Origin of the sequence: Streptomyces sp. NPDC052012 (genome assembly GCF_040689265.1) — a bacterium.
In the GTDB taxonomy this organism is placed as follows: Bacteria; Actinomycetota; Actinomycetes; order Streptomycetales; family Streptomycetaceae; genus Streptomyces.
Genome location: NZ_JBFAXA010000028.1, coordinates 66,588 through 79,755 on the forward strand (window position 1 = coordinate 66,588; position 13,168 = coordinate 79,755).

Consider the following 13,168-nt stretch of genomic DNA (forward strand, 5'->3'; position numbering starts at 1 on the left):
CCGGGAACGCCGCTCGTGGGCCACGCGTTCACCAGTCGTACTCGCTCGTTCGTGCCGTCGATCGATTCACCAAGGGGAAGACGCTCACTTGATGCCGGACCGCAGCCTGCGACTGCTCACGCTCCCTCAGCAGTCGGTGCGAGGAGGAGAGCGCAGCCTCGTGCTGCTGCGGGAGCGCCCGTCCTCACCGCCCGACGCGCCCTCGGACCGCGGGAGCGGTGGTGAGCGGGGCGGCGGGAGCCAGGAGGACAACCCGTTCGCTCCGCCGCCGGAGGGCACGCCCGACCGGCCGTGGCAGCCGAGGCATCCGTCCGGTGCCGGGGGCTCCGGCGGTGACGGCGACGGCGGTGGCCGCTCCCCTTGGGGCCGGAACTGGAGCGACCGGCAGCCCGGCCGCTCCCCCGGCGGCTTCGGCGAACGCCCCCGCCCGGAGGGCCAGGGCGGCGGCCCGCAGAGCCCCGCCCCGCGCTGGGATCCCACGGACCCGGCCCAGCGCCGTGCGCGCTACGCCCTGCTGGCCGGCATGTGGGCCTTCTTCTTCGCCCTGTTCAGCTGGCCGTACGTCGCCCTGATGCTGGGCGCGCTCGCCCTGTACTGGGGCATCAGCGCCCTGCGCGCCAAGCCCCGCACGGCCGACCCGGACAGCCCCGCCCCGGAGCAGACCGGCCGCCCGCAGACCACGGCAGCGGTGAGCGGCCTGGTCACGGCGTCGCTGGCCCTGGCCCTGGTCGCCGCGTCCTTCACGGCCCAGCTGGTCTACAGCGACTACTACACCTGCACGAACGACGCGCTCACCCAGGAGGCGAGACAGTCCTGCAGCGACCTGCTGCCGAAGGAGCTGCGGGGGCTGCTGGGGACGAACGAGTGACGGCATCCGGCTGACGCGCACGTGTGACGGCACCCGGCTGACGGCGCGCCTGCGACGGCACGTGGCTACGGGCCGTCCGGGGTGTTCGGTGGCCGGGCCGTGTCGCCCGGGAGTCCGGGCGGGGGCTCGGACGAGGGCCCGGACGAGGGCTCGGACCGGCGCATCGGTTCCGGTGCCGGGGTGTCCGGGCGCCGGGTGACGGGCGGCTCGGGGTCCGCGGGCAGGAAGTCGTAGAGGGCGTCGGCGGTGTCGTCCCGAGTGCGGGGCGCGGGGTCGGCGGCCTGGTCGAACGGCAGGTACAGGTCGTCCATGTCGTCGTGGAGGAACAGCGGCGGGGACGGCCGCGGGCCCTCGGTCGCGGTGCCCGTGCGGTCTCCGGCCGCGGTGCTCGTGTTCCGGGAGAACCAGCGGCGCCAGGAACGGGGCCCGGGGGCCCGATCACCGGCTGGGTCCTCGGACTCGGGTGAGTCTCCTCGTGGCCCGCCGATCCGGGGTGAGTGTTCTCCCGCGCCCTCCGCCTCCTGCGTGGACCGCGCCCGCTCGGTCTCCAGCGCGCGGATCCGCCGGGCCCGCACCGTCACTGCCGTGGCCGAGGCCGTCAGACCGACCCAGGCCAGCGTCGCGGCGCCCACCTGCCACCCCACCGGGCCGAAGCCGGACAGCGCGGCCGAGCCCAGCGGGCCGCCCGCCAGCCCCGCGAGCAGGGCGAGCGCACCGGCGCACAGCGCCGCCCCCAGCACGGCCGCACCTGCGGTCCGGCCGCGCGTCCAGGCGGCCACGTCCGGTGCCAGCCGCGCCCACTCCTCGGCCGCCTCCGCCGCCGCCCGGCCCACGAGCCGCCCCGCCACGACCCCGGCCACCACGGGCACCACCGCGGCCGCCCAGGTCACCGGCGCCCCTGCCCCCGCCTCCGGGACCCCGGCCAGCAGCGGGAACGGCGGCAGCAGAGGAGCCGGGTCGGAGGACAGCGGGGTCACGGACGTGCCGCTGCCGAGGAGGAAGCCCGGACCCAGGGCGTACGCCGCCGCCCACACCAGCGCGTTCGGCACCAGCGCGACGGCGAGCAACAGCACCGCGAACCGTCCCGACCAGCCCTCCGTCAGCCGCAGGAAGGCCCCCTGGGTCTGCGCCCCGTGCCACACGAGCGACCCCGCCAGCAGCAGGGCCCCGCCCCCGAGCAGCACCGCGGTGGCGGCCGCCGCCGCCCGCGCCGACGCCCCGGGGCGCCCCTCGGCGCCGAGCACGAGATGCCGTACGTCCCGCGGCAGCACGGCCGCCACCGCGCGCTCCAGCGGCCCGCTCGGGCGGCCGTACGCCGTCCACACGCCCGCGCCGACGGCTGTCACGGCGACCAGCGACACGCACACCGCCGTCGACACCCACTGCGGCCGCAGCGCCCCGTCCGCCGCGAACAGCGCGGCCGGCGCTGCGACGGCCAGGTAGCCGAGGACGACGCCGGCACCCGCCGTACGGCCGGGGACGAGCGGGGCGTCGTCATCGGCTCCCGCGCCGCCCTCCGTGGCGTCGCGGGCCGCCCGGTGCAGCAGCCACACCGGCAGCGCGAGCAGCAGCAGCGGCGTGACGCCCATGGGCGCGGGCACGCCCGAGAGGGTGTCGGTGCGGACGAGTTCCGCGCCGTGCGCCAGCAGCCACAGCGCGGCCGCGATGTGCAGCGCGCCGTCGGGGCCGCTGTCGGGGTAGGGCGAGCTGATCCACAGCAGCATCACCGGCACGGCCAGCGCGGCGAGGCCCAGCCCCGCGGCGAGGGCGCCGCCGAGGAGACCGGCGGCCAGTCCCGGGCGGCGGTCGCGCAGCCGGGTGAGCACAGTGGGCCGGGGCCAGGTCGGCCTGGCACGCAGGGTGGCCGGCGTGGAGGGGCGGTCGGTCGCGTGGATCACGCCCGCCATGCTCCCAACGACACGCGCTTTCCCGTCGTAACGGGCGAAGCCTCGTAGTGTCGCTCAATATACGTTTATGTACTTTTTCGTACGAAGGGGCGCCCGGTGAAGCGGAGCCCTGCCACCCCGCTCCCCGCACCGAAGGAACGCCGACGGCTGCGCGAGGCCGCCTCACTGACGCAGGCTCAGCTCGCCCGACGACTGGGCGTCCGCGGCGACACCGTGCGCGCATGGGAGTCCGGCCGCTCGACGCCCCGCGGCCGGAACCGGGAGGCGTACGCGAAGCTGCTGGCGTCGCTGGAGCAGAGCGGCGCTGCCCGCAAGGGGAACGGCGACGGCGAGGACCACGGCATGGTGACGGTGTGTCTGGAGAAGCTCGCCGACGAAGCCGGGCACCGGCACCGGACCGTGGCGCCCGAGCCCGTGAGGTTCACGCAGGCACCCCCGGACGACGACCGCTCGTACCTGACGCCCACTCAGGCCTTCGACGCGCTGTACGCCTTCTGCGCGCCCGCTCTCGTCCGGCAGACGTATCTGCTGACCGGGCGCCGCGAGCTGGCCCGCGAGTCGGTCGAGCGGGCCTTCCAACTGGCCTGGGAACGCTGGCCCGAGGTGGCCCGCGACCCCGAACCGGCCGGATGGGTGCGGGCGGCGGCGTACGAGTGGGCGCTGTCGCCCTGGCACCGCTTCCGCCCCCGCTACCGGAAGCCGGAACCCCCGACCGCGGACGGCTCCGACCGCGCCCTGCTGGACGCCCTGCTGCATCTCCCGCCGCCACAGCGGCGCACATTGCTGCTGTACGACGGCGTCGGCCTCGACCTGCCCGAGACGGCCGCCGAGACGGAAGCCAGCACGCCGACGGCCGCGAGACGGCTGCTGCACGCGCGCGAGGCCCTCGCCGCCCGGCTGCCGGAGCTGTCCGAGCCCGAGCTGCTGCACGAACGGCTGGCCGAAGTGGCCTCGGCCGAGCGGCTGCGGGCCGCCAAGCCGGAGGAGGTGCGCAGGGGCAGCGAGCGGCGGGCCCGCTTCTGGACCCGGTCCGCCATCGCCTTCACGGTCGCCCTGATCGGCGCCACGGCACTAGCTCTGTTCACCGCCCCGACGCACTACGAACCGCCGGTGCCGCCCGGTGAGACCGTCCAGGGCGTGCCGCCGCGCGTGGCCCCGGGTCCTCTGTCGGAGGAGGAGCGGGAGCTGCGCTCCAAACTGCGCGAGGAGCTGCTGGACGGGCCGGAGCGGCTGGCTCCGCAGGCGGGGTGAGGCCGCGGTCCACTGGCGACCGCGACCCGCTGCCGACCGCGGCCCCCTGGGCGACCGCGGCGCACCGGCGTGCGGGAGAGGCGGTGGGCCCGCCCCCCTTGAGGGGGACGGGCCCATCCGTGCTCTGCTGGGCTGAGCTGTGCCGCGTTGTGTGGTGCCGAAGCGCGGCTCAGCGCTGCCGTGCCGTGCTTCAGCCGGCGAGGATCTCGCGGGCCAGCTTGGCGGTCTCGGTCGGCGTCTTGCCGACCTTGACGCCGGCGGCCTCGAGGGCCTCCTTCTTCGCCTGGGCGGTGCCGGAGGAGCCGGAGACGATGGCGCCGGCGTGGCCCATGGTCTTGCCCTCGGGCGCGGTGAAGCCCGCGACGTAGCCGACGACCGGCTTGGTGACGTTGTCCTTGATGAAGGCCGCGGCCCGCTCCTCGGCGTCGCCGCCGATCTCACCGATCATGACGATCAGGTCGGTGTCCGGGTCGTCCTGGAACGCCTTCAGGGCGTCGATGTGGGTGGTGCCGATGATCGGGTCACCGCCGATGCCGACGCAGGTGGAGAAGCCGATGTCACGCAGCTCGTACATCATCTGGTACGTCAGCGTGCCGGACTTCGACACCAGGCCGATGCGGCCCGGCTTGGTGATGTCGGCCGGGATGATGCCGGCGTTCGACTGACCGGGGGTGATCAGGCCGGGGCAGTTCGGACCGATGATGCGGGTCTTGTTGCCCTTCTTGCCGGCGTACGCCCAGAAGGCGGCGGTGTCGTGCACCGCGATGCCCTCGGTGATCACGACCGCGAGCGGGATCTCGGCGTCGATGGCCTCGATGACCGCGTCCTTGGTGAACTTCTCCGGGACGAAGATGACCGTGGCGTCGGCGCCGGTCTTCTCGATGGCCTCCTTGACGGAGCCGAAGACCGGGATCTCGTTGCCGTCGAAGTCGACCGTGGTGCCCGCCTTGCGCGGGTTCACGCCACCGACGATGTTGGTGCCGGACGCCAGCATGCGCTTGGTGTGCTTCTGGCCCTCGGAGCCGGTCATGCCCTGGACGATGACCTTGGATTCCTTGGTGAGGAAGATAGCCATGGTGTTGTGTGACCTCGTCCCTTACTTCGCGGCAGCAGCCAGCTCGGCGGCCTTGTCGGCCGCGCCGTCCATGGTGTCCACCTGCGATACGAGCGGGTGGTTGGCGTCCGTCAGGATCTTGCGGCCCAGCTCGGCGTTGTTGCCGTCGAGGCGCACGACCAGCGGCTTGTCGACCTCTTCACCCTTGCTCTTGAGCAGCTCCAGGGCCTGCACGATGCCGTTGGCGACGGCGTCGCAGGCGGTGATGCCACCGAAGACGTTGACGAAGACGGACTTGACGTCCGGGTCGCCGAGGATGATCTCCAGGCCGTTCGCCATGACCTCGGCGGAGGCGCCACCGCCGATGTCGAGGAAGTTGGCGGGCTTGACGCCCTTGTGCTTCTCACCGGCGTACGCGACGACGTCCAGGGTGCTCATGACGAGACCCGCGCCGTTGCCGATGATGCCGACCTCGCCGTCGAGCTTGACGTAGTTGAGGTTCTTCTCCTTGGCGGCGGCCTCGAGCGGGTTGGCCGCGGCCTTGTCCTGGAGCTCCTCGAACTCGGGGTGGCGGAACTCGGCGTTGTCGTCCAGGGACACCTTGCCGTCGAGGGCGATGACGTCACCGGAGGCGACCTTGGCCAGCGGGTTCACCTCGACGAGGAGGGCGTCCTCCTTGATGAAGACGTCCCACAGCTTGACGAGGACGTCGGCCACCTTGTCGGCGACCTCGGCCGGGAACTTGGCGGCAGCCACGATCTCCTGCGCCTTGGCCTGGTCGACACCGTCGATCGCGTCGATCGCGACCTTGGCGACGGCCTCCGGGCGGGTGGCGGCCACCTCCTCGATGTCCATGCCGCCCTCGACGGAGGCGATGGACAGGAAGGTGCGGTTGGCACGGTCGAGGAGGAAGGAGACGTAGTACTCCTCGAGGATCTCCGGGGCCGTCTCGGCGATCATCACCTTGTGGACCGTGTGGCCCTTGATGTCCATGCCGAGGATGTCCGTCGCGCGGGCGACGGCCTCGTCCGGGGTGGCGGCGAGCTTCACGCCACCGGCCTTGCCGCGGCCGCCGACCTTCACCTGGGCCTTGACGACGGACTTGCCACCCAGGCGCTCAGTGGCTGCGCGGGCCGCCTCAGGCGTGTCGATGACTTCACCGGCCAGCACCGGTACATCGTGCTTGGCGAAGAGGTCCCTCGCCTGGTACTCGAACAGGTCCACGCGCTTCCGTCCCTATCAGTGATCTCGCGGTTCGTTGGATGCGTGGGCGTGCCGCGAAGGGCAACGTGACGTCCGCTGTGTCACAAGGGAGGCGCACACGGTGTCCGAGCGCGCGGCATGTCCGTCTCGCAGGTTATCTCCGCTCGGCGGACCTCTCTAAATCGCGGGTCACACGTGAGCGGTGATACCTGTCACATGATGCCGCATTCTCTGACACGCCGTGCCGCCGGTGAGGGGCCTCACCGGGCTGGGGTTGACCCGGTGAGGCCCGCAGAACAACCCGGAGGGGGCGAGAACACCCAGCTCTCCGGGGTGCGGGGGCCCGGTCCCCACCCCAATGGGGACCGGGCACCCCGTCCACGGGTGGTGCGGCCAGACGATCCGATTGGCTTTCGGCCGTCCGAGGCCTGATGCCCCGCGGAGCTTTTTCTTACTCGCGAGTCAGATGCGGTGGGGCAGGGGGGTGCGGTCCGCATCCGCTACGAGCGGTCTTCGAGGGCGAGCCGGTGGGACAGCGTTGGGCGGCGGGCTGCGCGGCTGGGGTGCGGGCTGCGGGCCGGGGCTGCCGCCGGCCGATGCGTGGCTCCGGCGAGCGGGAGCGGGCAGTCCGCGGCGACCGGATGCCGCACGGCCCGGGCTGCTCGGTGCACCGCAGGCCGTACGGACGTGTCCGGGACGCTGATCGCCGCGGCCTGCCGCGCCTGACGCGCTCGCGCGGCCCGGCCTCCGCAGGCACCGGGCGGGGCACTGCCCTGGGCCGGCACCTAGGCAGGCGGCACGGGAACGTCCTCGAATCGGTCGCGCGGCTCCGTCGTCTCGGTGTGGGCCGGGGCGGCGCGCACGAGAAGGGGCAGTGGTCGGGGGTGGTGGCTCGTGACCGCGTGGGTGTCGCCGGGACGCGGCTGGCCGTGGTCCGTGGCCGAACGGCTGCCCAGCGAGCCGTCCGGCCGACCACCGGGTGCGCGGGGCGCCGGGGCCGGGTCGGCCTCACCGGTGCGGGACGTGACGGCGGGCTCGTCGCCCCTGACCGACGGGGAGCCGATGCCGGTACGGGGAGCGGCGGGGGTGGTGCTGGTGCGGGTCCACTCCGGGCCGTGGGGAGCGGCCGCCAGGGGGTCGGTCTGTCTGCTCGGGGTGGGCGAGTCGGCGGGGGGCGGGGTGGCAGCGTTGCCCGGCTCCGTACCCTGCTCGGCCGCCGACTCCGATCCCGGCTCAGGACTCTGCGCAGGCGCAGGCACAGGCACCGGGTCCGGCTCCGCCTCCGGTGTGAGCGGTGCGGGCAGGGTGCGCCGCGGGAGGTCCAGCCCTGCGGGCAGGTCCGGGAGCGGTACGGGGCCCGTCGTCCCGGACAGCACCGGCAACACCGGCAGGGACGGGGCCTCGGGCACCTTCGGCAGACGCAGGCGCAACGGCGCGGCCTCCGGCGACTTCGGCACGGACGCGGCAACGGCCTCGTCCACCAGCTCCGCGACCGCTGTCACACCCCGCTCGGCCACCTCCCCGATCGAGCCCGGACGCGCGCTGTCGTCGGAGTCCGCCCGCGTGTCCGGGGCGGCGACGCTCCGCGCCGCCTCGGACGCCATCCGGACGACCGAGGCACCGGTCGGCGTACGCTCCGCCGCCTCCGCGCGTTCACCGCACAGCACCCCGAGGACGAACACCGCGCCCGCCAGCACCACGACCCGCAGCACAGGTCGCAGCGCACGCCACCCCGCCGCGGTGCGCATCGCGCGCATCGCGGCCTCGGGCAACGCTGCCGACCAGGTCAAGAGAGGACCCCCACGCGTCCGATTCCCGTTCGAACGGCGCCGATCCTCGCATGTGACTCCCGAGGCCGCGCAAGCCCTCTGTTACCGATGCCTGGTCATGTGCCCTTTCGCCGCCTCTGGTTCGCACCTCGCCGCCCTTGGTTCACGCCGCGTCCGGTATCGGAAGCGGCCGCTTCTCGATCGCGGCCGCCATCACCTCCGGGAACAGGTCCGGCGTGCACGCGAACGCGGGCGCCCCCAGCGCGGCGAGTGCCGCCGCATGCTCCCGGTCGTAGGCGGGCGCGCCCTCGTCGGACAGCGCGAGCAGCGTCACGAACTGCACCCCGGACGCCTTCATCGCCGCCACCCGCTTGAGCATCTCGTCGCGTATGCCGCCCTCGTACAGGTCGCTGATCAGCACGACCACCGTCTCCGCCGGCCGGCTGATCTGCGACTGGCAGTACGCCAGCGCCCGGTTGATGTCCGTACCGCCGCCGAGCTGCGTGCCGAACAGCACGTCCACCGGATCGTCGAGCTGGTCCGTGAGGTCGACGACCGCCGTGTCGAACACGACGAGCCGCGTGCTGATCGACCGCATGGACGCGAGCACCGCCCCGAACACCGACGCGTACACGACCGACGCCGCCATCGACCCCGACTGGTCGATGCACAGCACGATGTCCTTCTTCACCGACTGCGAAGCCCGCCCGTAGCCGATGAGCCGCTCCGGTACGACCGTCCGGTGCTCCGGGACGTAGTGCTTGAGGTTGGCCGCGATGGTGCGGTTCCAGTCGATGTCGTGATGGCGGGGCCGGCTGACGCGTGCGCTGCGGTCCAGGGCACCGGTGAGCGTGGCCCGGGTGCGGCTGGCCAGTCTCTGCTCCAGGTCCTCGACGACCTTGCGCACCACCGCCCGCGCCGTCTCCTTCGTCGTCTCCGGCATCGCCTTGTTGAGCGACAGCAGGGTGCCGACGAGGTGGACGTCGGCCTCGACCGCCTCCAGCATCTCCGGTTCCAGCAGGAGCGTGGACAGCCCGAGCCGGTCGATGGCGTCACGCTGCATGACCTGGACGACGGAGGACGGGAAGTAGGTCCGGATGTCCCCGAGCCAGCGCGCCACCGACGGCGCCGACGCCCCCAGTCCCGCCGAGCGGTCCTTCCCCGCCTGCGCCTTGTCGCCCTTGCCGTACAGCGCGGCCAGCGCCCCGTCCATCGCGGCGTCCTGCCCGGACAGCGCGCATCCGGTGCCGTCCGCCGCGTCCCCGCCGAGCACCAGCCGCCAGCGCCGCAACCGCTCCTGCGCCGGGTCCGTCACCGCGCTCCCCATCCGTGCCTCCCCCTGTTCCGTCCGTCCCGTGTCCGTCATCCCGCCACCCCCACCGGGCCGGCGTCCGCCGCCTCCTCGTCCCCGGCCAGCCCCAGCAACAGCCGCACCACCGGCAGCACCGCATCCGCCCGCCCGGTGTCCAGGTCGGCGGCGAAGCCGGGTGTACCGGCACCGGCGGCCGCCGCGCTCCCGCGTGTCCCCGGACCGCGCCGGACCAGTTCGCCGAGCGTGCGCCGCACCCCTGGTTCGTACGCCGAGAACGTGCGCCGCAGCAGGGGCAGTACGTCCGTGAACGCCTCCGCCGGAACTGCCGTGAGCCACCTGTCGACCAGCCCCAGCAGCCGCTCGTCGTGGACGAGGAGCAGCCCTCCCCCGGAGCCGCCCCCGACGAAGCCCTCGATCCACGCGGCCGCGTCCGCCGGTGGTGTGCCCGGCGACAGCACGAGACCCATCAACCGCGCCGCCTCCTCCTGCGCCAGATCCCCTTCGTCCAGCAGCAGCCGTACCGAACGCCCGCGGACGACGCCGGGCACGGTGTCCCGCGCGGACAAGGTCCGCAGCACCGACTGCCAGCGGGGGCGCAGGTCTCCGCGCCCGGGTGCGGGGGCGTCGCCGAGGAGACCGACCGCTCCGTGCACGGCATCGATGTGGCGCCGCATCTCGTCGGCGGCGTCCGCGTCGAGCCCTGCGCAGGCCGGCGGCAGGCCGACGAAGACCCGCTCGGCGAGGCCGGCGGCGACCTCGGCCAGCGCCGCGGTGTCCGTGCCGCGCACATCGCCGTAGCGCAGGGAGCGGACGAGCGCCGGCAGGGCCTGGGCGAGGTGGCCGACGTCCGTGTCCAGGGCCGCACGGTCGGCGAGTATCCGCATCACCGTGGGCAGCGCGTCCGGAAGCCCGGCCAGCAGGCAGCGCTCGGCGAGCCCGGTCACATCGGCGAGGCCCGAAGCGGCCACGGCATCGGCCTCCGCCTTCGCGGTCGCCGCGGCCGGCACCGTCGTCCCCCACACGCCGGCCTCCGCGACCCGCACGGACAACTCCGGCTCCCAGCGCAGACGCCACGTCTCCCGGAACGTCCCCGTGCTTCCGCGCGAGACCGTCGGCTCGCCCCACGCGACACCGAGCAGCCTCAGCCGGTGCAGCAGTCTGCTGCGCCCCGCGTCGGTCTCCTTGCGCAGGTCGAGCTCCAGCTCCCGCTCCAGCGCCTCCGGTTTCAGCCGCAGCCTGCGCTGGGCGCGCTCGAGGTCCCGTTGCAGCGGCACCGCGGGCGCGGTCGCCGGTACCTCGCCCAGCACGTCCCCGACCACCAGCCGGTCGTGCACCAGCGCCAGCGGCACGTCCGACCCCTCGCACATCACGGCCCGCACGGCGTCGGTGGTCTCGCTCAGCCCGGGCAGCGGCCTGCCGCGCAGCGCGGCGAGCGTCTCGGCCAGCCGTACGGCCTCGATGACATGCGCGGAGGACACGAGCCGGTCCTCGGCGCGCAGCAGCCCCGCCACCTTGGTCATCCACCGCTCCACCGGCCGGTCCCGGGCAGCGAAGAGATGCCCGTACCAGCCCGGCGAGTCGATGCCGGCGCCGTAGCCGCTCACCCGGGCCAGTCTGCGATGGGTCCAGGGCACCCAGGTCATGTCCGTCCTGATCTTGGGCAGCCCCTTCACCACGGCACGGTCGGCCGTGACGGTGGACTTCCGCCGCAGCGCGGGCACGTGCCAGGCCCCGCACACGACGGCCACGCCGTCCTCGAACTCCCGCTGGGCTGAGCGGATCTGCAGCCGCATGTGCGCCTCGCGCACCAGGTCCCGGTCGTGCCCGCCGCTCCCGTAGGCGTCGCGCAACGCGGTCATGGCCTCCTCGAGCGCGGTGAACGGGGCGAGCGCGTCCCCCTTCCCCACGCCCCGGTGCTCGACGACGTCCTCCCACCACCGCTCGGCGTCGTCGTACCCGGCGGCCTCGGCCAGCACTCGCAGCGGATCGATCCGCACATCGCCGGCCGGCCCACCAGCGCCCCGATCGTCGCCGTCGCCGCCGGGGCGGGCATCCCCGTCGCCGTCCCCGCCGGCGTCGGCCTCAGCACCGGCACCGGCACCGGGGTTCTCCCCCGGTTCGTCCTGCCAGGCCAGTGTGTGCGTGGCCGGCAGGTCGATGAAGCGGGCCGGGATGTCGTGGTCCAGCGCCCAGCGGATGGCGACCCACTCCGGGGAGAACTCCGCCAGCGGCCAGAACGCCGAGCGGCCGGGCTCGTCCACGGCGTGGGCGAGCAACGCGACCGGCGGTCGCATGTCCTCGTCGGCGGCCAGCGGGATCAGAGGATCCGCTTCGGGCGGGCCCTCGATCAGCACCGCTCCCGGACGGGTCTCGTCCAGCGCCGCCCGCACCGCCCGCGCCGAGCCCGGTCCGTGGTGCCGTACGCCCAGCAGCAGCGGCTCCGCACGCAGCCGCCCGGCGCCGGACCGCTCACCATCCGTCACACCGTCCCCCTCGAAACGTCCCGGGCCGCCGCGTCGGTTCCCGGCGCGCGCCCTTCCCCTCGGCGGTCATGCGCTGACCTCCCGGCAGGCCCGGTAGAAGTCGGTCCAGCCGTCCCGTTCGCGGACGACCGTCTCCAGGTATTCCTGCCAGATGACCCGGTCCGCCGCCGGGTCGCGGACGACCGCGCCGAGGATGCCCGCCGCGACGTCGCCCGCCCGGAGCACGCCGTCGCCGAAATGGGCGGCCAGCGCCAGCCCGCCCGTGACGACGGAGATCGCCTCGGCCGTCGACAGCGTGCCGCTGGGCGACTTCAGCTTCGTCCGCCCGTCGGTGGTGATCCCGTCGCGCAGCTCACGGAAGACGGTGACGACACGGCGGATCTCGTCGATGCCGTCGGGCACGGCCGGCAGGTCGAGGGAGCGGCCGATCTGGTCCACGCGGCGCGAGACGATGTCGACCTCCGCCTCGGGCGTCTCGGGCAGCGGCAGCACGACCGTGTTGAAGCGGCGGCGCAGGGCGCTGGACAGATCGTTGACCCCGCGATCGCGGTCGTTGGCCGTCGCGATCAGGTTGAAGCCGCGGACCGCCTGCACCTCCTGGCCCAGCTCCGGTATCGGCAGCGTCTTCTCGGACAGGATCGTGATCAGCGTGTCCTGCACGTCGGCCGGGATCCGGGTGAGCTCCTCGACGCGTGCCGTCATGCCCTGCGCCATGGCCCGCATCACCGGGCTGGGGACGAGGGCGTCGCGGCTGGGGCCGTGGGCGAGCAGGTGTGCGTAGTTCCAGCCGTAGCGGATCGCCTCCTCCGGGGTGCCGGCGGTGCCCTGGACCAGCAGCGTGGAGTCGCCGCTGACCGCCGCGGCCAAGTGCTCGGACACCCAGGTCTTCGCGGTGCCGGGCACGCCGAGCAGCAGCAGGGCCCGGTCGGTGGCGAGGGTCGTGACGGCCACCTCGACTATGCGGCGGGGGCCGACGTACTTCGGTGTGATCACCGTGCCGTCGGGCAGGGTGCCGCCGAGGAGATAGGTCGCGACGGCCCACGGCGACAGCTTCCAGCGGGCGGGCCGCGGGCGGTCGTCCTGCGCGGCCAGCGCGGCGAGTTCGTCGGCGAAGGCGTCCTCGGCGTGCGGTCGCAGCGCCTCCGCTTCGCCGGCGGGTGCGGGCGCGGAGCCGTTCTGGCTCGGGTCGGCGGATGTCGGTTCTGCGGACACAGGCATGGCTGAGTCCCCCTCCAGCTCGGCCGGTTCGGATCTGCCACCAACCGTGCACCACGCCACTGACAATCGCTCTGACCTGCGCAAACGCACCACTCAAGCCGAT

The 13,168-nt window shown here is 73.9% G+C and carries 9 protein-coding genes; 2 read left to right on the forward strand and 7 right to left on the reverse strand.

Going from position 1 to position 13,168, the window contains the following annotated elements:
• Positions 1-91: 91 nt before the first annotated feature.
• Positions 92-868 carry a hypothetical protein gene (locus AB0412_RS31220; RefSeq protein ID WP_366405952.1) on the forward strand — a complete coding sequence of 259 codons (777 nt, stop codon included), beginning with the start codon at positions 92-94 and terminating at the stop codon, positions 866-868.
• A 65-nt stretch (positions 869-933) separates the two neighbouring features.
• Here AB0412_RS31220 and AB0412_RS31225 read toward each other — a convergent pair whose 3' ends face one another.
• On the reverse strand, positions 934-2,775 hold the full coding sequence (locus AB0412_RS31225; protein WP_366405953.1) for a DUF6350 family protein: 1,842 nt from the start codon (positions 2,773-2,775) through the stop codon (positions 934-936).
• A gap of 96 nt (positions 2,776-2,871) precedes the next feature.
• On the opposite strand from AB0412_RS31225, the gene AB0412_RS31230 reads away from it, so the two are divergent.
• Positions 2,872-4,026 (forward strand): sigma factor-like helix-turn-helix DNA-binding protein, encoded by a 1,155-nt coding sequence (locus tag AB0412_RS31230; protein ID WP_366405954.1) that lies wholly within the window; start codon positions 2,872-2,874, stop codon positions 4,024-4,026.
• Between the two features lie 190 nt (positions 4,027-4,216).
• On the opposite strand, the gene sucD is transcribed toward AB0412_RS31230, so the two are convergent.
• The 6 genes from sucD to AB0412_RS31260 form a co-directional block, all read right to left on the reverse strand.
• A complete protein-coding gene (sucD, locus tag AB0412_RS31235) occupies positions 4,217-5,101 on the reverse strand; it encodes a succinate--CoA ligase subunit alpha (RefSeq protein ID WP_366405955.1) in 885 nt (294 codons plus the stop codon).
• A 21-nt stretch (positions 5,102-5,122) separates the two neighbouring features.
• The gene (gene sucC / locus AB0412_RS31240; protein WP_366405956.1) at positions 5,123-6,304 is read right to left on the reverse strand and encodes an ADP-forming succinate--CoA ligase subunit beta; all 1,182 of its coding nucleotides are present in this window, start codon (positions 6,302-6,304) and stop codon (positions 5,123-5,125) included.
• A gap of 764 nt (positions 6,305-7,068) precedes the next feature.
• The gene (locus AB0412_RS31245) at positions 7,069-8,073 is read right to left on the reverse strand and encodes a hypothetical protein (RefSeq protein ID WP_366405957.1); all 1,005 of its coding nucleotides are present in this window, start codon (positions 8,071-8,073) and stop codon (positions 7,069-7,071) included.
• Positions 8,074-8,215: 142 nt separating this feature from the next.
• The gene (locus tag AB0412_RS31250) at positions 8,216-9,379 is read right to left on the reverse strand and encodes a VWA domain-containing protein (RefSeq protein WP_366405958.1); all 1,164 of its coding nucleotides are present in this window, start codon (positions 9,377-9,379) and stop codon (positions 8,216-8,218) included.
• Positions 9,380-9,414: 35 nt separating this feature from the next.
• Positions 9,415-11,847 carry a DUF5682 family protein gene (locus AB0412_RS31255; RefSeq protein WP_366405959.1) on the reverse strand — a complete coding sequence of 811 codons (2,433 nt, stop codon included), beginning with the start codon at positions 11,845-11,847 and terminating at the stop codon, positions 9,415-9,417.
• Between the two features lie 66 nt (positions 11,848-11,913).
• A complete protein-coding gene (locus AB0412_RS31260) occupies positions 11,914-13,065 on the reverse strand; it encodes an AAA family ATPase (protein ID WP_366405960.1) in 1,152 nt (383 codons plus the stop codon).
• Between the last annotated feature and the right edge of the window lie 103 nt (positions 13,066-13,168).